This window comes from Actinomadura sp. RB99, assembly GCF_014706005.1.
Classification (GTDB): Bacteria; Actinomycetota; Actinomycetes; order Streptosporangiales; family Streptosporangiaceae; genus Spirillospora.
Genome location: NZ_JABMCA010000020.1, coordinates 61,973 through 82,068, shown reverse-complemented (window position 1 = coordinate 82,068; position 20,096 = coordinate 61,973). Strand labels below are relative to the sequence as shown.

General features: G+C 74.2%; 17 protein-coding genes. 4 read left to right on the top strand and 13 right to left on the bottom strand.

Annotated features, from left to right (window positions below; genetic code table 11):
- Positions 1–66 precede the first annotated feature (66 nt).
- A complete protein-coding gene (locus amrb99_RS20045) occupies positions 67–1,608 on the top strand; it encodes a TerD family protein (RefSeq protein ID WP_190858050.1) in 1,542 nt (513 codons plus the stop codon).
- Positions 1,609–1,662: 54 nt separating this feature from the next.
- Here the strand turns inward: amrb99_RS20045 and amrb99_RS20040 are convergent, their stop codons facing one another.
- From amrb99_RS20040 to amrb99_RS20015, 6 genes are all read right to left on the bottom strand, one after another.
- Complete coding sequence (locus tag amrb99_RS20040) at positions 1,663–2,292, bottom strand: endonuclease (RefSeq protein WP_190858041.1); 630 nt, start codon at positions 2,290–2,292, stop codon at positions 1,663–1,665.
- Positions 2,293–2,365: 73 nt separating this feature from the next.
- Positions 2,366–3,124 (bottom strand): ribonuclease HII, encoded by a 759-nt coding sequence (locus tag amrb99_RS20035; RefSeq protein ID WP_190858173.1) that lies wholly within the window; start codon positions 3,122–3,124, stop codon positions 2,366–2,368.
- A gap of 50 nt (positions 3,125–3,174) precedes the next feature.
- Positions 3,175–3,780, bottom strand: coding sequence for a response regulator transcription factor (locus tag amrb99_RS20030; RefSeq protein ID WP_190858039.1), 606 nt, complete (start codon positions 3,778–3,780; stop codon positions 3,175–3,177).
- 94 nt (positions 3,781–3,874) lie between these two features.
- Positions 3,875–5,134 (bottom strand): sensor histidine kinase, encoded by a 1,260-nt coding sequence (locus tag amrb99_RS53225; protein ID WP_206700020.1) that lies wholly within the window; start codon positions 5,132–5,134, stop codon positions 3,875–3,877.
- A gap of 47 nt (positions 5,135–5,181) precedes the next feature.
- Positions 5,182–5,910, bottom strand: coding sequence for an ABC transporter permease (locus tag amrb99_RS20020; RefSeq protein WP_190858037.1), 729 nt, complete (start codon positions 5,908–5,910; stop codon positions 5,182–5,184).
- Entirely contained in the window at positions 5,907–6,863 is a 957-nt protein-coding gene (locus tag amrb99_RS20015) for an ABC transporter ATP-binding protein (RefSeq protein WP_190858035.1), read from the bottom strand. Before amrb99_RS20015 ends, amrb99_RS20020 begins: the two co-directional genes overlap by 4 nt.
- A gap of 185 nt (positions 6,864–7,048) precedes the next feature.
- Here amrb99_RS20015 and amrb99_RS20010 point away from each other — a divergent pair, with 185 nt between their 5' ends.
- From amrb99_RS20010 to amrb99_RS20000, 3 genes are all read left to right on the top strand, one after another.
- A complete protein-coding gene (locus amrb99_RS20010; protein ID WP_190858032.1) occupies positions 7,049–9,643 on the top strand; it encodes an AAA family ATPase in 2,595 nt (864 codons plus the stop codon).
- Between the two features lie 47 nt (positions 9,644–9,690).
- Positions 9,691–10,776 carry a winged helix DNA-binding domain-containing protein gene (locus tag amrb99_RS20005; protein ID WP_190858029.1) on the top strand — a complete coding sequence of 362 codons (1,086 nt, stop codon included), beginning with the start codon at positions 9,691–9,693 and terminating at the stop codon, positions 10,774–10,776.
- A gap of 83 nt (positions 10,777–10,859) precedes the next feature.
- The gene (locus amrb99_RS20000; RefSeq protein ID WP_190858027.1) at positions 10,860–11,555 is read left to right on the top strand and encodes a histidine phosphatase family protein; all 696 of its coding nucleotides are present in this window, start codon (positions 10,860–10,862) and stop codon (positions 11,553–11,555) included.
- Positions 11,556–11,619: 64 nt separating this feature from the next.
- Here amrb99_RS20000 and amrb99_RS19995 read toward each other — a convergent pair whose 3' ends face one another.
- From amrb99_RS19995 to amrb99_RS19965, 7 genes are all read right to left on the bottom strand, one after another.
- The gene (locus amrb99_RS19995; protein WP_190858025.1) at positions 11,620–12,468 is read right to left on the bottom strand and encodes a biotin-dependent carboxyltransferase family protein; all 849 of its coding nucleotides are present in this window, start codon (positions 12,466–12,468) and stop codon (positions 11,620–11,622) included.
- Complete coding sequence (pxpB, locus tag amrb99_RS19990; protein ID WP_190858023.1) at positions 12,465–13,079, bottom strand: 5-oxoprolinase subunit PxpB; 615 nt, start codon at positions 13,077–13,079, stop codon at positions 12,465–12,467. Before pxpB ends, amrb99_RS19995 begins: the two co-directional genes overlap by 4 nt.
- Positions 13,076–13,828, bottom strand: coding sequence for a 5-oxoprolinase subunit PxpA (locus tag amrb99_RS19985; protein WP_190858021.1), 753 nt, complete (start codon positions 13,826–13,828; stop codon positions 13,076–13,078). The genes pxpB and amrb99_RS19985 overlap by 4 nt, the downstream gene beginning before the upstream one ends.
- A 48-nt stretch (positions 13,829–13,876) precedes the next feature.
- On the bottom strand, positions 13,877–14,245 hold the full coding sequence (locus amrb99_RS19980; RefSeq protein WP_190858019.1) for a hypothetical protein: 369 nt from the start codon (positions 14,243–14,245) through the stop codon (positions 13,877–13,879).
- On the bottom strand, positions 14,242–16,485 hold the full coding sequence (locus amrb99_RS52505; protein WP_190858017.1) for an SseB family protein: 2,244 nt from the start codon (positions 16,483–16,485) through the stop codon (positions 14,242–14,244). The genes amrb99_RS19980 and amrb99_RS52505 overlap by 4 nt, the downstream gene beginning before the upstream one ends.
- Before the next feature lie 62 nt (positions 16,486–16,547).
- Positions 16,548–18,419 carry a hypothetical protein gene (locus amrb99_RS19970; protein WP_190858015.1) on the bottom strand — a complete coding sequence of 624 codons (1,872 nt, stop codon included), beginning with the start codon at positions 18,417–18,419 and terminating at the stop codon, positions 16,548–16,550.
- Between the two features lie 97 nt (positions 18,420–18,516).
- Positions 18,517–20,067: a hypothetical protein gene (locus amrb99_RS19965; protein ID WP_190858169.1), complete on the bottom strand. Its 1,551-nt coding sequence runs from the start codon at positions 20,065–20,067 to the stop codon at positions 18,517–18,519.
- Positions 20,068–20,096: the final 29 nt, after the last annotated feature.

Below are 20,096 nucleotides of genomic sequence, written 5' to 3'. Positions count from 1 at the left end.
CATGCAGGTCGCCGTGCCGTGCGTCTGCCCGTAGGTTGTCGACGTCGGTTGATGACGAGGAGCGTTATGTCCATGCAGAAGGGCGCCAACACCGCGGTGCCGGTCGCCGCGGTGCGCGTCGAGGTCGGTTGGCAGGGCGGCCCGGGGGTCCCGGACGCCGACGCGTCCGCGCTGCTGCTGACCGAGTCCGGCCGGGTGCGCTCGGACGGCGACTTCGTCTTCTACAACCAGCCGGCGCACGCGTCCGGCGCGGTGCGGCACGAGGGGAAGCGGCCCGGGCCCGTCATCGTGGACGCCCTCGCGGCCGACCTCGACCGGGTCGAGCCGGGCGTGGAGAAGATCGTCATCGCGGCGTCGGCGGACGGCGGGACGTTCGGCCAGTTCCAGGGCCTGTACGTGCGGGTCGTGGACGCGTCCGGCGGCGCCGAGATCGCGCGCTTCGACAGCCAGGGCGCCACGAGCGAGACGGCGTTCGTGCTCGGCGAGCTGTACCGGCGCCAAGGCGCGTGGAAGTTCCGCGCGGTCGGGCAGGGATACGACACCGGGCTCGCGGGCCTGGCCACCGACTTCGGGATCAGCGTCGACGACCCGGGCCAGGGGGCCGCCCCGCCGCCTCCTCAGGCGCCCGCTCCGCCGCAGGCCCCACCGCCTCCGCAGGCGCCGCCCGCCCCGCAGGTACCGCCGGAGCAGTACGCGCCGCCCGGCGGCCAGTACATGCCGCCTCCGCCCGGCCAGTATGCGCCGCCCCCTCCGCCCCCTCCGGGACCGGGCCAGTACGCCCCGCCGCCAGGGCCCGGCCAGTACGCGCCCCCGCCCGGCGAGTACACGCCGCCCCCGCCGCCTGGTGGCCAGTACACGCCGCCGCCACCGGGGCAGTACGCGCCTCCGCCCGGTCCTGGATACGCGCCTCCGCAGGCGCCGCCTCCGCAGGGACCGCCTCTCCAGGCGCCGCCTCCTCAGGCGTCCGCGCCGGACGGCGGGAAGATCTCCCTGACCAAGAACAAGCCGACGGTGTCGCTCACCAAGCACGGCGCCACCTCCGGCCACATGCGGGTCAACCTCAACTGGACCGCGCGCGAGGGCGTCGCCAAGGGACGGCTCGGGAAGCGCCGCCGCGGCGTCGACCTGGACCTCGACCTGTGCTGCCTCTGGGAGCTGCAGAGCGGCCGCAGGGGCATCATCCACGCGCTCGGCGACATGGGCGCGCTGGACCGCCCGCCGTTCATCAAGCTCGACGCCGATGACCGCACCGGCGCGATCGAGACCGGCGAGAACCTCACCATCAACCTGGACCACACCGCCGACTTCAAGCGGATCCTGGTGTTCGCCGAGATCTACGATGGCGCGGACGACTTCCGCGGCCTGGACGCGATCGCCACGCTGTTCCCGGTGAACGCGCCGCCCATCGAGATGCGCATGGACGACTGCGTGGACGGCTCCCGCGACGCCGTGCTCGCGCTCATCGAGAACGTGGGCGGAGAGCTGGTCGTCCGGCGCGAGGGCCGGTTCGTGATGCCGCCGCCGGGACGGCCTCGGTGGGGCAAGATGTCGGTCGACGAGGCGTACGGCTGGAACCTGGAGTGGGTGGCCGCGCGCGGTAAGGACTGAGCCCGGCGGCGGCGCGGCGAAAGCCGCGCCGCCCGCGCGCGCCGGGCGCGCGTATCAGGCCTTGACGGCGTCGGCGAGCTTCTTGTCGCGGGCCACGCGTACCAGTGCGGCGCTCAGCCGCGCCAGGTCCTTCTCCGGGACCTTGGAGGCGAGCTTGCCGGCGTCGGTGGGCAGCCCCACCCGCTCCGCGCCCTTCTTGACCTGCGAGTCGACGTAGGGGCGCAGCCACGGCCACATCGCCTGGGCCTCCCGGCAGAAGATGTCGACGCCCGTCGGCCCGATGCCGGGGAACTCCTGGAGCAGCTCGGCGGCCTTGTGCGGATCGCGTCCCGCCTCTATGGCGAGCTTGCGCAGGTCCCCCTTGTACTTGTCCTGGACTATCTCCGCCATGTCCCCGAGCCGCGTCGCGGTGCTCTCGTCATAGCGGACGTAGTGGCCGCGCCCCAGCGCGTCCACGCGTTCCTGCCAGGTCAGCTTCGCCATGCCGCGCGGCGTCCCGCCGCCCGCCTCGAACAGCTCCCGCGCGGCCGCGAGCGCGATGTCCGACGAGATGCGGGCGCTCAGCAGGTTCGCCATGACGAGCAGCTTGAACAGCGCTGCGGGCTGGTCCTTCAGCGGGATCCCGGCCTCCTCCGCGAACGTCTCGCCGGACTCGCGCAGCAGCTTCTTGATGACGGCGTCCATGGCTTGCACCTCCCGTAGACCGACGCGTACCCGGGCTGAGGGGGATGACTCATGCGCCCGCGCGGAGGCGCCCTCACAGGAGGCTGAGCTGCCCCTCCCCGGCGAGCGGGTCGCGGTGCTTCTTCAGGTGCCGCCATCGCGGCAGGTCGTCGAGGTAGGACCAGGAGAGCCGGTGGTGCGGGGTGGGCCCGGACTCCTCCAGGGCCCGCTGGTGGACGGGAGACGGGTATCCGGCGCTGTCGGCGAACCCGTAGCCGGGATGGTCGTGCTCCAGATCCGCCATCAGGCCGTCCCGGTGGACCTTCGCCAGGACGGACGCCGCCGCGACTGTCACCGACCGCTGGTCCGCCTTGATCTCGCAGCGCACCCGCCAGGGGCGGCGCAGGAAGTCGTGCTTGCCGTCCAGGATCACCACGTCCGGCGGGTGCGGCAGCGCCTCCAGCGCGCGCACGGCGGCGCGCCTCAGCGCCTCGGTCATGCCGACCTCGTCGATCTCCTCCGGCGCGGACGCGCCGATGGCGTGCCCGGCGAGCCATCCCGCAAGCACCTCGGCGAACGACGCGCGATGCGTGGCCGTGAGCAGCTTGGAGTCGGTCAGCGCGACGGTCCGGTCACCGCGCCCGCGCAGCACCGGCGGCGCGCTGAGGTCGGTCATCGCGGCGCACACCACGACGGGGCCCGCCCAGGCGCCGCGGCCGACCTCGTCCACGCCCGCGATCCTGACCGGGCGGTCGCCTCCGGCGAGCGCGTCCCGCAGCTCCCGCTCGATCTCGTAGCCCGCCGCGCGCGTGGCGTCCCTATGCGCTGGGGTAGCGGGATCGAGACCGGGCAGCGCGTCGGCCGGGCCGGTGGAAGGGGCGTCCTCAGGGACGTGTTCGGTGGTCACAGCCAGCCATTGTGGCGGGCCGTCCCCACCGCCTCGATGCGATTGCGCGCACCCGTCTTGCCGATCGCCGAGGACAGGTAGTTGCGGACGGTGCTCTCCGACAGGTGCAGCCGCCCGGCGATGTCGGCGATGGTCGCGCCGTCGGACGCGGCGGTCAGCACGTCCCGCTCCCGCTCGGTCAGCGGGTTCGGTCCCACCGACAGCGCGGCGGTCGCCAGCGCGGGGTCGACGACCTGCTCCCCGGCCAGGACGCGCCGGAGCGCGGCGACGAGGTCCTCGATCGGGCCGTCCTTCACCAGGAAGCCGCTCGCGCCCGCCTCCATCGCCCGCCGCAGGTAGCCGGGGCGGCCGAACGTGGTGACGATGAGGACCTTGCAGCCCGGCAGTTCGCGGCGCAGGTCGGCCGCCACGTCGAGGCCGCTGCGGCCCGGCATCTCGATGTCGAGCACCGCCACGTCCGGGCGCGTCCGCAGGGCCTCTTCGAGCACCCGCGCGCCGTCGCCGACCTGCGCGACGACCTCCAGGTCCTCTTCGAGGCCCAGCAGCAGCGCGAGCGCGCCGCGCATCATGCCCTGGTCCTCGGCGAGCAGAACTTTGATCACGGGCTTCCTCCAGGCCCCATTCTCCACCGGCGTCGCGGCGCGCCGTCCGGCCGCCGCGCCGCCCTGGTCCGCTGGTCCGCGCCGGCGGCGCCCGTCAGATCGGCACGGTGGCCGTCAGCAGGAACCCGCCGCCGGGCGCGGGCCCCGTGCGGAGGGTGCCGCCGGCGGCCTCCATCCGTTCCGCCAGCCCCCGCAGGCCGTGCCCGCCGGAGCCCAGCGAGAGCCCCGGGGTCTCCGCGCGGGACCGGTCGCCGTCACCGCCGTCCCGGCCGGTGGCCGCGTGCGCGGCGCCGACCGCTTCGGTGACGGCGTTCCGGCCCGGGCCGGTCCCGTCGTCGCTGATCTCCACGGTCGCGCTGCCGCCGTCGTTGCGGATCGTGATGGCGCAGCTCCGGGCGCCGCTGTGCCGGATCACGTTCGTGACGCCCTCCCGCACCGCCCAGCCGAGCAGCGCGTCCGGTTCCGGCGGCAGCGGCGGCCCGGCCCGGCGGACGGCCGGGTCCACGCCCGCGTCGGCCAGCGCGGTGACCGCCGCGTCGAGCTCCTCGGCGAGGCCGCGCCCGCGGTAGCCGGAGACCGCCTGGCGCACCTCGCCGAGGGCCTGCCGCCCGACCTTCTCGATGTCGGCGGCCTGCTCGGCGGCCACCGCGGGATCGCGCTCGGCGACCAGCCGGACGGCCTGCGCCTTCACCACCATGACCGACAGCGTGTGGCCCAGCAGGTCGTGCAGGTCCCGGGAGAAGCGGAGCCGTTCCTGCTCGACGGCCGCCTTCGCCAGCTCCTCGCGCGCCGCGCGGAGCATGCCGATGACGGTGAACAGTCGCAGCACGACCGCCGTCACCAGCGCTGCGGTGACCACGCCGTACCAACTGCCCAGGACGGTCTGCGCGTCCTCCCCGGCGGCCGTGGAGACGAGGATGCACAGCGCAGAGACGCCTCCGATGCCGACGAGCATCGGCAGTTCCGGGCCCTTCGTCTGGCGCGGCATGTGCCCGACGACGATGCCGGTGGCCAGCCCCAGCAGCGGCCACAGCGTGAACCACCGGTGCTGGAACCCGGCTGTGGCGGCGGACGCCACGCCCGCCTCCACGAGCAGCAGCCCCACCGGCACCTTGATCGGCACCCGCCCGTCGAACGCGGTGCGGGCCACGGCGATGTGCACGGCCGCGAACGCGAGCAGTGCGAGGACGGCCAGCCACACGGGGTGCGACCGGCCCTCGACGATGTCGCGCAGCGGCCACAGCAGGATGATCAGCCAGAAGACGAACGCGCCGCCCTCGGGGCCGTTGCGGTCCAGCTTGTCCAGGTCCAGGTCGGGCGTCCGCCGGGGCGGGGCGTCCTTCCAGAGCCTCACCCGGTGCTCTCCTCGCTCACGCGCAAACGGTACGCGGATGGGGACGCTCACGCCGAACGCGCCGAGCGCCGGTAGCCGTACACGGCGACCGCAGCGAACAGGACCGCCCATCCGGCGAGCACCAGTACCCCTGTAAGGGACGGAGCGTCGCCGTCGGTAACGCGCCAGGAGAGCTCCCCGTAGCGGTTGATGGGGGTGGCGGTGGCGAGGCGTTCCAGCCATCCGGGGAACTTCGAGATGGGGACCCACAGGCCGCCGAGCAGGGACAGGCCCATGTAGCAGACGAGCCCCGCCATCTGCGCCTGCTGGCCCGTGAGTAGATAGCCGAGGCCGATGGCGAGCACGGCGATCGGCGCGATGCCCGCCCACAGCAGCACCAGTACGGCGGCCCACTGCCCGGCGCCGAGCGACACCCCGTTCACCAGGGCTCCGGCAAGGCACACCGACAGGATCGGCGGGAGGGTGACGACCATCGCGCACAGCGCCCGCCCGACGACGACGTCCAGTGGCCGTAGCGGCAGGAGGCGGAGCTGCCGTATCCAGCCGATCGGCTTGTCCTCGGCTATGGCGACGCCACTGCCCATGACCGCGCCGATGGCGCCGAAGCCGGCCATGCCCACCATCGAGTACAACGGGCCGCCCTGCCCGGAGTCACCGGTCAGGTCCAGCGAGGTGAACACCAGGTACATGGTCAGCGGCGAGACCAGGCTCATCACCAGGTAGCCGGGGTCGCGCAGGAGACGCACCATCTCCAGCCGGACGTAGTGCACGATCATCGTGCGCCTCCCTCCGCGTGCGCGCCGCGGGCATGGGTCAGGGTGAGGAACGCCTCCTCCAGCCGGGCGCCCGTCACCTCCAGGTTCCGGACGAGGCCCGCCTCGGCGAGCGCCAGGACGGTCGCGTCGGAGTCGGTGGTGTGGAGCCTGGCCCGGCCGGCGCCGACCTCGCTGCTGACGACGCCCGGCAGGACGTCCAGGGACGGCGCGCGGCCTATCAGGTCGAAGCTGACCGTGCGGCCCGGCACGCGCCGCTTGATGCCGTCGCTCGTGCCGTCGGCGACGACCCGTCCGCGGTCCATGACGACGATGCGGTCCGCATGGTCGTCGGCCTCCTCCAGGTAGTGCGTGGAGAACAGCACCGTGCCGCCCCTTTCCGCGTATCCGCGGACGGCCGCCCACAGTTCCAGCCGTGCCTCGATGTCGAGACCCGTGGTGGGCTCGTCCAGCACGACGAGGTCGGGCGCGCCCGCCATGGCGATCGCGAACCTGACCCGCTGCGCCTGCCCGCCCGACAACCGGTCGGCCTTCCGCCCGGCGAGTTCCGTGATCCGAGCCGTCTCCATCAACTCGCCCAGGGCGGGCACGGTGGAGGCGCGCCCGATCGCTTTGGCCTTTCTCGCATAGGCGAGCCTGACGAAACCGAGCAGTTCCCGTACGGTGACCCCGCCGATCAACCTGCCGCTCTGCGGCATCGCCCCGACACGACCGGCTCGCACCGCCTGCTCAGGGGGCGTGCCCAGGAGCGCGACCGTACCGGAGTCCGGCTGCAGCAGGCCGAGGAGCATGCCGATCGCGGTCGACTTGCCGGCGCCGTTCGGCCCGAGGAGCGCCACCGACGTCCCGCGGTCGAGCCGCAGGTCGAGGCCGTCCACCGCCCGCACGGCGCCGTAGCTCTTGGTGACGCCGGCGAACTCCACCGCGCTCGCCGCCTCCGTCGTCTGGACTGTCATGTCCGTGACGCTACGGACCGCGCCATGGCCGGCTGCAGAGCCGAACCTCTGGTTCTTCGCAGGACAAATGTCCTGGTCTCGCGGCGGTGCGAACAGGACTCCCGACCGGGCGGCCTCCACCGGAGTCAATGAACGCGGCGCGGGGAGTCCCGTTCGGGCCTGTCCTGCGCTTTACTCGCTTATTGATGGCTTTGTTTGGCAGGTCCCGCTCCCGCCCGGCGAAGGACGCCGCGGCGCGGGATCTCTTCGAGCGCCTGCGCTGGCGCTACTTCCAGATCCCGGCGGGGCTGCGGTTCCTCGGCGGGGTCCTGCTGGTCGCGCTCGTGCTGGCGGCGGTGGTCGTCGCCGGCGGGCCGGTCCTCGGCACGGCGGCGTTCGCGGTCATCCTGCTCATCGTCGTCCACCTGACGCTCCGCTCGCCCACCGGGATGGCGGTGGTCGCGGTCGTCGCGTCATGGCTGGCGCTGTCGGTGCCGCTGGGCCGGCTGTACCCGGACGGCGGGCATCCGCCCTACCTGGGCCCGGAACTGCTGCTCGCGCTGCTGGCCCTGCCGGTGGCGTTCATGGCCTTCCGCCTGCGCGGGTACGCGCCCTGGCGGACGGCGCTGCTCGCGCTCGGCGCGGCGGGGGTGGCGACCGCGGCGATCGCGCATCCGCTTCCGCAGGCGAGCGTGCTGCCGGGATGGGCCGCGGCCTTCGCGGTGCTCGCCTACCGCTGGGACCAGGCGCGGCGCGCGGTTCCGGCCGAGGCGTACGAGACCGGCTGGGTGCAGGAACAGGCCGCCCCGAAGGGGGACGCGACGGTGGCATCTCGGCGGAACCCCTCCGGCCCGGAGAAGCGCGACCGGCCCGACCGGCGGGATACCGGCGGGTCCGCGCGGCCCTCATCCGGCGCCTCGCGCGACGACGCGTCCGGCCCGTCCTCCGGGGCCCCGGCGGCCGCGCAGGCGGCCCAGCGGCCGCGTGCGGCGGCTCAGGCGGCCGAAGCCGCCGGTGCCGTGGACGCCGCGGCGACCGGTGACGCCGGCGGGACGGACGAACCGGGCATCTCCGTTGCGGAGGCCCTCGCCGAGCTCGAGGCCATGATCGGGCTGGAGCCGGTCAAGCGGCAGGTGCGCTCCATCGCCGCGTCCATCGAGGCCGCGCACATGCGCGCCGCCGCCGGCGTCCCCACGGAGAAGCCCATGCGGCACTTCGTGTTCGTGGGACCGCCCGGCACCGGCAAGACCACCGTCGCGCGCGTCCTCGCGAAGATCTTCTACGCGTTCGGGCTGCTGCCCCGGCAGACGGTGGTGGAGGCCCACCGCGCCGACCTCGTCGGGGAGTTCCTGGGCGCCACCGCCATCAAGACCAACCGGCTCGTCGACTCCGCACTGGGCGGGCTGCTCTTCATCGACGAGGCGTACGCGCTCGTCAACTCCGCCGAAGGACAGCCCGACCGGTTCGGCGACGAGGCCGTGCAGGCGCTTCTCAAGCGCGCCGAGGACGACCGCGACAACCTGGTGATCATCCTCGCCGGATACGACGCGCAGATGGAGGAGTTCCTCGGCTCCAACCCCGGCCTCGCGTCCCGCTTCGGCACCCGCGTGCACTTCCCCTCGTACCGGCCCGCCGAGCTCCTCCAGATCGCCGAGTACCACACGGGCCTCCGCGAGGACCGCCTCTCGCCCGGCGCCCGCGACCGGCTGTCCGCCCGCTTCGAGGAGGTCGAGCGCCGCGGCATCGTCGACGAGCTGGGCAACGGAAGGTTCGTCCGCACGCTCACCGAGGCGGCGGCGCGCGCGCGTGACGTACGGGTCGTCGACGCCGTCGCGTCGTCCGGCGAACCGGCCGCGCCGAGCGCGGACGACCTCGTCACCCTCCTCGAAGAGGACGTCGAGACGGCCTTCGCGGAGGTGACCGAGCGGTACCGCGGCTACGCCGAGACGCCGACCCTGGACGAGGCCCTCGGCTCGCTGGACGCGATGATCGGGCTCGAACCGGTGAAGCGGCAGGTCCGGGAGATCGCCGCGCAACTCCAGGTGGCGCGGATGCGCCGCGAGCAGGGGCTCGTCGCGCGGCCGCCGACGCGGCACTTCGTGTTCACCGGCCCGCCGGGGACGGGCAAGACGACGGTCGCGCGGGTCCTCGGCCGGATCTTCGCGGCGTTCGGGCTGCTCGCGCGGCCGGAGGTGGTCGAGGCGCAGCGCGCCGACCTCGTGGGCGAGCACCTCGGCGCGACGGCCCTGAAGACGAACAAGGTCGTCGACTCGGCGCTCGGCGGCGTGCTGTTCGTCGACGAGGCGTACGCGCTGACCAACCCGGGCTACTCGGGCGGCGACGCGTTCGGCGCCGAGGCGGTGCAGGTCCTGCTGAAGCGCGCCGAGGACGACCGGGACCGCCTCGTGGTCGTCCTCGCCGGATACGAGGCCGACATGAACCGCTTCCTGGCGTCCAACCCGGGGCTCGCGTCCCGCTTCGACGTCCGCGTGGACTTCCCCTCCTACGGGCCCGACGAACTGCTGCGCATAGCCCAGCTCATAGCCGAGCAGGGCGGCGACCAGTGGGAGGAGCGCGCCCTCGACGACCTCGCGCTGGTCTTCCAGCACGTCTGCGGGACGGGCCGTATCGACGAGCTCGGCAACGGCCGCTTCGCGCGGTCCCTGTACGAGAAGGCGTGCGCGTGCCGGGCGCTGCGGGCGGCCGGGCTCGGATCCGCCGCGACCGCCGCCGACCTGACCCTGCTGACGGCCGACGACGTGCGCGACGCCTTCGCCGAGCTCAGCCACCGCCTGGCCTGAGCCCCGCGCCGGGCGATTCTGTCGGCGGCCCGGTGTCTAATCGGGTGATGACCTCGGTTACGTGGGCGCAGGTGCTGGCCTGGCGGATGCGGCGGCAGTACATCGAACCGCCCGGCGACGTCTCGGCCGTCGACATCGCGCGGCGCCTGGCGGGCGTGCAGGCGCAGGTCGCCTCCGCCGCCGAGCTCGCCGTGGCGGTCCGTCAGGAGACGCCCAGGCCCGGCGAGGTGGCGAGCGCGGTCCTGGACGACAGGACGCTCGTGAAGACGTGGGCCATGCGCGGCACGCTGCACCTGCTTCCGGCGGACGAGGTCGCCGCCTACCTCGTGCTGTGCGCCGCCGTCCGCAACTGGGAGAAGGCGACCTGGCAGCGGAGCTTTGGCGCGACCCCCGCCGATCTGGAGGCGATCGCCGGAGCCGCCGCCGAAGCGCTCGCGGGAGGGGGCGCGCTCACGCGCGAGGAGCTGACCACCGCCGTGGTGGAGGAGACCGGCTCGCGGCACCTCGCGGAGGTGCTGGGCTCCGGGTGGGGCACGCTCCTCAAGCCGCTGGCCTGGTGGGGCGTCCTGTGCTACGGGCCGCCGCAGGGAACGCGGGTCACGTTCACGGCACCGGAGCATTGGCTGCCCGCCTGGAAGGGGCTGCCGCCCGTGGGCGAGGCCGCCCGTACGGTCATCCATGCCTACCTCGGTGCGCACGGTCCCGCCACGCCCGAGATGTTCGACAACTGGCTCATGCGCAAGGGCAACCGGAAGAAGGACGTGAAGGGCTGGTTCGACGCCGCCGCGGACGGGCTGTCCACGGTCGAGGTCGAGGGCGTGCCCATGCACGTGCTGGAGGAGCACCTCGATGAACTGGTGGACACCGCACCGGCCACGTCGGTACGGCTCCTGGGGGCGTTCGATCAGTACGTCCTGGGAGCGGGAACCAACGCCCTCTATCTGATCCCGGTCGAGCGGCGCTCCGAGGTGAGCCGTACGGGCGGCTGGATCTCCCCGGTCGTCCTGCACGAGGGACGCGTCGCCGGGGTGTGGGAGGCGAAGGACGGGAACCCGGCCGTGACGGCGTTCGAAGACATCCCGGCCGAGCCTCTCCAGGCCGAGCGGGAACGCCTGGGGCGGCTCCTGGCCTGACCGTCGGCGGCGCGCCCGGCCGCGCGGGATCCTTCGCACCCCGGCGTGATGCGGCCACGAGCGGCCCGCATAAGGTGCCTTCCGTGGACGAGCGGGACCAGCCGGTCGAATACCGGCAGAAGCGTTACCAGCCGCCGGAAGGCGCGACCGAACTGCTGCTGATCCGGCACGGGGCCTCCGCACCGGCCCGCCCCGACGCGCCGTTCCCGCTGGTGGACGGCCAGGGCGATCCCGAACTGGCGCCCGAGGGCCGCGAGCAGGCCGACCGGGTCGCGGAGCGGCTCGCGTCGACCCGGCTGGACGCCCTCTACGTGACCACGCTCCGCAGGACCGCGCAGACCGCCGCCCCGCTGGCGCGCAAGCTCGACATCGAGCCGCGCGTCGAACCCGCCCTGCGCGAGGTGCATCTCGGCGAGTGGGAGGGCGGCCTGTTCCGCAAGATGGTCGCCGAGAACGACCCGGTCGCCCAGCGCATGGTCGCGGAGGAGCGCTGGGACGTCATCCCCGGCGCGGAGTCCGACGAGGCGTTCGCCGCCCGCGTCCGGGAGGGCCTCGGCCGGGTCGCCGCCGCCCACCCCGGCGGGCGCGTGGCGGTGTTCACCCACGGCGGCGTGATCGGGCAGGCGCTCGCGGCCGCCACCGGGTCCCGGCCGTTCGCGTTCCTCACCCCCGACAACGGGTCGATCTCGGTGCTGGTGTGGAAGGACGGCCTGTCGTCGATCCGCGGGTTCAACGACGTCTCGCATCTGGACGGGTCCGCGCCCGCGCCGCTGTCCTGACCGGGCCGCTGTCCTGACCGGGCCGCCGTCCTGACCGGGGCGGCCATCCTGACCGGGGGCGGCGTCAGGTCCGGAACCGGACGCGCTGCCCTGGACGCAGTTGCGCCGCGTCCGGCACCGACGCCGCGGCGAGCACCGCGACGACCGGGTAGCCGCCGGTCGTCGGATGGTCGGCCAGGAAGACGATGGGCAGGCCGCTGGGCGGCACCTGGACCGAGCCGGTGACCATGCCCTCGCTGCCCAGTTCCCCGCCTCGCGACCGCGCCAGCGGGGGCCCGTCGAGCCTGATGCCCACCCGGTTGCTGTCCGGCGACACCTGGTAAGGCGCCGACGTGAGCGTCGCCATCGCGTCCTCGGTGAACCAGTCGGCGCGCGGGCCGGGCAGTATGCGCAGGACCGGCGTCTCCGGCATGCCTGGGACCGGCGCCACGTCCACGGTGATGGCGCCCAGGTCCGCCGCAGGCCCCACCGGAAGGCGGGCGCCGGGCGACAGGGGTGCGGGCCCGAGACCCGACAGCAGGTCGGTCGACATACTCCCGAGCACAGGGTCGACCGTTATGCCGCCGCGCACGGCGAGGTAACTGCGCAGACCGTGCGCGGGCGTGCCCAGTTCCAGCACGCCTCCCCGCCGCACATGGCACGGCGCGTTCGTCCCGTGCGCGCGCCCGTCGATGCACATCGGCGAGGGCGCGCCCGTGACGGCCACCCAGGCGTCCTCGTGGAAGCGCACGGAGCCGCCGCCGAAGGTGAACTCCACGCACGCCGCGCCTTCGGGGTTGCCGACGAGCCGGTTGGCGAGGCGCAGGGCGCGCTCGTCGGCCGCGCCCGAACGCGGCACGCCGAGGTGGGCGAAGCCGGGCCTGCCGAGATCCTGGACGGTCGCCAGCGGGCCGGGCCGGACGACCTCGATCAAGAAGGCTCCTCCGGGACGAACCGGACGCGCGTCCCCGGCCGCAGCAGGGACGGCGGTTCGCGCGTCACGTCCCACAACGGCAGCCGGCTCCTGCCGAGGAGCCGCCAGCCGCCCGGCGACCGGGACGGGTAGACGGCCGCGTACCGTCCCGCGATCGCCACCGACCCCGCCGGGACCGCCGTGCGCGGCGACTCGCGGCGCGCCACGTGCAGCGCCGGGTCCAGGCCCGTCAGGTAGCCGAAGCCGGGCGAGAAGCCCAGGTAGGCGACCGTGTACGCACCGGACGCGTGCCTGCGGACGACCTCCTCCCGCGACAGCCCGGTGAGGGCCGCCACCTCGTCGAGGTCCTCCCCGTCGTAGACCACGGGGATCTCGACCGGTTCGGCGTCGCCCTCCGCGTCGTCGGGCAGCGCCAGGTCCGGCAGCCGGGCCGCGAGACGGTCGAGGTCGGCGGACGGGTCGGCCACCACCAGGACGGTCTGCTCGCCCGGGACGACGTCCACCACGCCGGGCCAGGACGCCTCGCGCAGCGCCGCGTTCAGCCGATGGGCCGTCGCCAGGTCACCGGTCTCCACGAGGAGGGCCGCATCACCGGCCCTTAGGACTCTCACGCGAACGGCTCCAGCGCGACGCCCGCGCCGGACAGCGCGGACCGGACCGACTCTGCGAGCGCCACCGCGCCGGGTGTGTCACCGTGCACGCAGATGGAACGCGCCTGAAGGGGGACCTCGGTGCCGTCCACCGCGACGACCGTTCCCTCCACCGCCATCCGCACCGCCCTCTGCACGACGGCGTCCGCATCGTGCACGACCGCGCCGGGCTCACGGCGCGACACGAGCCCGCCCGATGGCGTGTAGGCGCGATCGGCGAAGCATTCGGCCACCACCGTCAGCCCTTGGGCGACCTCGTGCACGGCCGACCCGGGGAGCGTCAGCAGAGGCAATGTCGCGTCGTAGGCGCGCACCGCGTCCGCCACCGCAGCGGCCTGCACGGCGTCGCGGGCGATGCGGTTGTACAGCGCGCCATGGGGCTTCACATAGCTCACGCGGCCGCCCTCCGCGCGCGCGATGCCGTCCAGAGCGGCGATCTGGTAGAGCACCTCTGCGGTGAGCTCCGGCGGCGCCACGTCCATCTCGCGGCGGCCGAACCCCGCCAGGTCCCGGTAGGAGACCTGGGCTCCGATCGTCACGCCGCGCTCCACCGACGCGGCGCACACCCGCCGCATGATGAGCGGATCGCCGGCATGGAACCCGCACGCCACGTTCGCGCTCGTGATGACGTCGAGCAACGCCAGGTCGTCGCCCAGCTCCCAGATGCCGAACCCCTCGCCGAGGTCGGCGTTGATGTCGATGACCGCCATGCCCAAGACCTACCACCGATCGCCCGGCCGGCCGGGGCCGGGCTCGCCTCAGACCGACTCCTCGCGCACGTCCTCGACCTCGTGCTTGGAGGCCCATGCCTGGTAGACGCCGCGGTCGAACAGCTCCAGCCCGAGGCTCTCGGCCACCGGCGCCTTGCCGCCGGTGTACTCCACCCGCAGCCACCCCTGGTGCTCGCCGAGCACCACGAACGGTTCGCCGCGCCACGTGCAGTACGTGCTGACGTACCGGACGTCCTCGACCTCCGAGGCCGGCACCACCTGGACGAACCGGCCCGGGCTGATCTGCCGGAACCCGTCGGCGTGCTCGCTGACGTAGAGCCGCACCCGGTCGCCGTCCGGGCTGGCCTCGTACTCGGTGCCGCGCCAGCGCGCGAAGAAGCCGTGCCGGACCCTCATCCCCGTCCTCCCGGGAGCCTGACGAGCCAGCGGCGCAGGTCGGCGTCGTACGCCGCGACCAGCGACTCCCGCCCGGCCGCGTCGAGCCGGTACAGCTCGGCGCCGTGCGGCAGCCGCTGGCTCTCGATCTTGAACTCGGGGACGGCGGGGCCGTCGCCCGGCGCGTACCCCGAGCCGGGGAACGGCGCCTTCTCGATCACCCAGCCGCCCGGGATGATCCCCATGCTCCACTCGTCGATGCCGCCCAGCGGCCGCCGGAACAGCGACGGCTTCACCGCGGGCCACCGGACCACGAAGATCTCCTCGTCGCCGGGGGCGAACGGCGACCCCTCGTACACGAGGCCGAGGCCGCGGATCAGGGCGGCGGGGGTGTTCAGCTCCGCCACGTCCTGGAGCCGGTGCACGTACCCGGCGACGAGGTCGTAACCGCCCTCCAGGTAGTGTTGCACATGTTCGCGGCGGAGGACCTTCTGCATGACCACGGTCTCGGACGCGGCGTCCAGGCGGTCGGCGTTCTCCGGAGCCGCGTCGCCGCTCGGGACGGTCTCGCGGGGAGCATCGCCCACCGGCAGGGGCACGTCCTGGGGCACCACAGTGGGACGCGTTGGTCCCGGTGGGTCCAGGGGGACCTGGTTCGGCGTCGTCTCGCGCGGGGCCACGGGCTCTACGCGGTCGAACGCCGGAGCCTGCGGCGGCGGGCTCTGGACGAGGGGTTCCTCGTGCGTGCGCGCGGGGGCGGCGGGCGGCTGGAAGGAGGACGCGGTCGGCGCCTCCCCGGGCGGAACGGCGGCGCCTCTACGGCCGAGGTCCGACGGACGGGGAATGTCCCGCGCCGTTTGCTGCGGACCGGGGGGCGTTCCGGGCGCAGCCGGTGAGCCATGAGCCTGCGGGTTCGAGGGGACGCCTTGCGAACCGAAGGGCGCGGGCTGCGGGGTGGTGAGCCGGGCCGCCTGCGATCCGTGCGGGACGCTCTGCTCCTGCGACGCGGGCGCGGGCGCGGAGGTCGGGTGCGGGGCGCCGTGCAGCGGCGGAACAGGAAGCCCGTGAGGATCGGCCGGCGTCTCCCGCGCGGCCGCAGGCGCGGGCCGGGGCGAGGACTCGGGCTGCGGGGCCGCTCCAGGACGTTCGCGCCGACGGGGGAGCGGGGGCAGGTCGGCCTCCGGCGGTGAGGGCGCCTGTGCGGCCGCGGGAACGCCCTGGGGTGCAGCGGGCTCGTCCTGCGGGCGAGCGGGCGCCTGCGGCGTTCTGGCGGCGGCCCGGGAGGGTCCCGCGTCCGGCTGCCGGCGCCGCCGCGCCGCCGTCCGGGACGTCCGGGACGTCCGGGACGATCGCCCGGCCACCCGGACGTCGGACGGGTCCGGGGGCGCCGGGCGGGCGCGCGGTTCCTCCGGGACGGGCTCGAACAGGGCGTTCGCGTCCAGGTACGAGGCGCTGGGCAGACCCGGGTCGATCGCGAGCTGCCAGTCCGGATGCGGCCAGTGCCGGGACAGCTCCGACAGCGTCGCCTCCCGGTGGTGGACGGCCTGCCCCTGCAGCGACCGGTCCATCGCCTCAGGCGAGGTGAACGCCAGCACGAACGTCCCGTCGCCGAACTGCGCCGTGGCGAACCGGTGCTCGGCGGTCGGGTCGCCGGACGCGGGCAGGTACAGGGTGGCGCGCGCCAGCAGCCGCAGGTACGCCTGCTGGTCGCCGCGCTCGCGCGCCTCGGCGAGCGCGATCTCCAGGGCGGTGCCGGACGGACGCTCCGCGCGCGGCGCGTCCTGCGCGGCGGGACGGCTCTCGGACTCGGGCACGGCCAGCGGGATGCCCAGGCCGGGAAGGGCCAGCGGCCCGCCCTCCGGCCCCGTCTTGCTGGCCTGATAGACGAGCCCTAGCGGGGAGTCGATCCGGTAGACGTCGCGGAAGGCGCCGACCATCTGGCCCGCGAGCATCGCGGCGCATTCCAGCAGTTCGGCGGGTGCGCGGTTGCCGCGCTCACGCCAGGTGTAGCGGTTCCACCAGTTCCGCCGGTCCTCGCCGTCGGGCGGCTCCCAGCCGAGGGTGGTGAGGCGCCGCTCCTGGCGGGGCGCGAGCGGGCGGGGCAGGAACGCGCTGCCGACCGCCTCGGCGTCCAGCCCGCCTTCGATCCGCATGGCCTGCACGTACGGCAGTCCGCTGGGCCCCTGCACGATGAGGAACGACCTGACGGGGAGCCGTGACAGCTCGAGGGTCAGCCGTTTGTCGAAGTCGTTCCAGTCCACTCGGGGTCCACTCTCGCGTCCGGGGGTGGGATTGCCTTACCCGACGGTAGCCGAACGCTCCGTCACTCGGCCCGGGGAGCCGGGACGGCGTCGGTCCGCGCCGGGCTCCAGACGCCGCCGATGGCGTCGTAGACCGCGACGGGGGTCTCGTCGTCGTCTCCGGTGGAGCGCCACAGTCGGGTGCCGTGGGGCGGCTGCATCGGAATGCCTGCGGGCGGTTGCGGCACGGTGTGTTGCGCGATGGGCTGCTGCCCGGCCGCCCGGACGTCGGGCTGCCGCGCCTCAGGCAACTGCGTCTCGGGCTGTACCTGGGGCCGCACCTCGGGCTGCGGTGTTCCGACCTGCTGCGTCCCAGGGGGCGTCGCCGGAGGCTGCGGTACCTCGGGCTGCACTACCTCAGGCTGGATTGCTTCGGGCTGCACTGCTTCGGGCTGCGGTGCCTCAGGCTGCACTGCTTCGGGCTGCGCTGCTCCAGGTTGCGGTGCGCTGGGCTGGTGCGCGTCGGGTTGTGGCGCGCCGGGCTGGTGCGTTTCGGCGGGCTGGTGCGTCTCGACGGGGTCGGCTTCGGCGGGCGTCCCGTCCGTAGGGGCGCCCAGGGGAGCAGCCACGGACGGCTCGGGTGCAGGCTCCGGGGGCTCCGGCTTGGCCCTGCCCAGGTCCGGTGTACCGGCTTCCAGAGCCGCCCTCAGCTCCTCCGCCGTGTAAGGGTCTATCGCGGTACCGGAGTCGTCGTGGAAGTCGTCGGTTCTGGCCAGTCCGTTGACGCCGTGGATCCCGTTGAGGGAGGGCAGTCCGTTCTGCGCGGGCGAGCCGTTGACGCCCTGGGGCGGCCCAGGGACGCCGGGGAACCCGGGCACGCCCGAACCGTTGACCGCGGGTGAAGGGCCGCCCGCGACGGCGCCGGGCCCGGCCAGCGCGCCCGGATCGACCGTCCCGTACGGGTTGGGCGCCTCCGGCGCGGCCGTGGACGTCTCCCGCTGGGCGGCCTCCAGCCGGCCGAGCGCGGACGCGTCCAGCAGGACCTCGCTCGGCAGGCCGGGGTTGACGGCGAGCTGCCAGGACGGGTCCGGCCAGCCGGCCGCCAGGAGCGCGAACGACGTGCGCCGGTAGAGCGGATGCTGGTCGCCGGTACGGGCGAGCGCGCCGGGGGACGTGTACAGCGTGACGTAGGTGCCGGTGCCGATCGTGATGGTCGGCAGTTCGGCGCGGTCGGGGTTCTCCACCGCGTGCGCCGTGGCGGGGAGCACCAGATCGGCGCCCGCCAGCAGGCTGAAGTAGGTGGCGTGGTCGCCGCGCTCCTTGGCCTCGGCCAGGCGCGGTTCGAGGAGGTCGGCGTCGGTGCCGGGGACTCCGGGCGGAGGCAGCGGCATGGGCGGGCCGGCGGGCGGCGGGCCGGGCGCCGGGGGCGCGCTCTCCGGCAAGGGCTCAGGCGGCGGGATCGCGGCCGACGAGCGGCGCTTGCTGACGCGCGACGGGTCGGCGGTCTCGATGCCGAAGTCGAGCAGCTCGATCAGGCCGTTGCCGTGCCGGTGGAACGACTCGTACACCAGGTCGGAAGGGCGCCGGACGCCTTGGACGTCGCGCAGCGCGGTGACCATCACGTCGGCCAGCCGCGAGTAGTCGCCGCCGGCGACCGACCGCATCCCGCCGGGCGTGCCGGCCTCGGGCAGCTCGGTCCACCAGTTGCGGGGCGCGGGGTCGGCGGGCGGGCGCCAGCCCGCGTCGCTCATGACCTCCTCGTCGGCCGGCGTGAGCAGCAGCGGCCCGTCGAGGAAGTTGTTGCTGACCGCCTCGGCGTAGAGCCGGTCGGGCTCGCGCATCGCCTGGACGTAGTGCCGGCTCTCGTCGCGTTCGCGCACGATGAGGATGGTGTCCCGGTCGAGACCCGCCAGTTCACGGCCCAGCCGGCGGGCGAACTCGGACCACTCCAACAAGATCACTCCCTACGACCGGGGGCGGCCCCGGGCCCCCGCGAGACCATGCCCGGGATCCGATGATTGTCGCCGGGGAGCCCGCGCGCAAACCAGGAGTTCACTCGGGCGGAGGTTCGTGACGCAGCACACGCAGCGCCTCCCGGAGGGCGTCCGCGTCGTCGCCGCAGCGATCGAGGACGCCGATGAGTCTGTGCAGGATCTCGTGGCGTTCGTAGCCGATGTCGAGCAGTGCCTGCGCGGTCTCCCACAGCTGCGGCGGGTCGCCCCGCCACAGCCGGTCGGTGAGCCTCTCGTGCGCGTCGAGGTGCTCCTCGTCCGCGCCCGGGTGCTCGAACTCCAGGATCACGCGCCGGTCGTCGGGGTCGGAGGGGTCGAGCGTCGACAGGTCGATGGAGCCGTGCCGCCCGGAGCGGCGGTGGGTGCCGGACAGGAACGGCAGCGCGAACGCCCGCCGGGGGAGCGCCTCCAGCTCTCCGTCCGGGAGGAGGCGGGCGACGAGGTCCCGGTCGAGGCCGAAGGCGGACGGGTCGCGGTACGCCTCGGCGAACTTCGCCGTGGCGTCCCACACCGCGTCCAGCGTCGCCCTGACGCCCTCCTCGGGGAGCCCGGTGCGCTTGCCGGCCCAGCGCACCCAGGCGGCCAGCACGTGCGGTACGGCCTCCTGCTCGGCGGGGGACAGGAGCACCTTGCGCGGCAGCCAGTCGAGCAGGAACATCTCGCATTTGATCGGGCTGACCCGCAGCGGCCGCCCGAAATCGTGCGTGCAGCCGTAGGCGATGATGCGGTCCACGCAGCGGCTGGCGGCCGACAGGTCCGAGAGCCCTTCCGCCTCGTCCGACGCGAGGAACCGCGCGGCGATCGTGGCGCGGCGGTCGCGCCCGTACACCGGAGGCTGCGGCAGGCGCCCTCCCGGCGGGAGGATCCCTATGCGCGCGCGCACGAAGGCGTGGTACGAGCCGAAGTTGTCGTTCACCGGCGGGTCGGCCGTGTCGTTGGTGAGGGCGAGGGCGCTCTGCAGGAGGGCCTTGGTGTCGCGCGGGTCCAGTTGCTCGAACCGCATCAGGGCGTTGTCGCGGCCCTCGCGGCGGCAGTGGTCGAGGAGCTTGTCGACCTGGGACGACACCCACGCGTCCCGGACCATCCCGGAGGCCGGGGGGCGCGCGGCGCGCAACGCGGGCGGCGCCGCCGAGGGGAACGGGGCGTCGGCGTACTGGACGGCCCCGGCCTTGTTCCGGTCCACCAGGACGACCAGGGCGTGCCGCTCGGCTCCCCCGTAGGTATAGGTGCAGACGATGGAGTCCTGGTCGCCGTACACGTCGCGCGACACGAAGCACTCGTCCGGCGTGACCATGCCGACGCGGTCGGCCCATCCGGGGCGGGCGACGCCCCGCTCCATCAGCTCCAGCGCGGCGCGCTCGGCCTTGGCGGCCTGCCGCGGAGTGCCGAGGTAGGCCATCCCGGTGAGCAGCGCCAGCGCCGCCGGGGTCGCGGCGCGCGCCGCGTGGTCCACGAGCGCCTCGCCGATGACCACCTCGACGTCTCCGGCGGACACCCGGTGCCCCCACCACGACCCGAGGATCTCGCTGACGATCAGCTCCGCGTCCAGCGGGCTGCGCACGGCCAGCAGTTCGCGGGCGTGCCGCAGCATCCCGTCGAAGATCTCGGAGACCTCGCCGG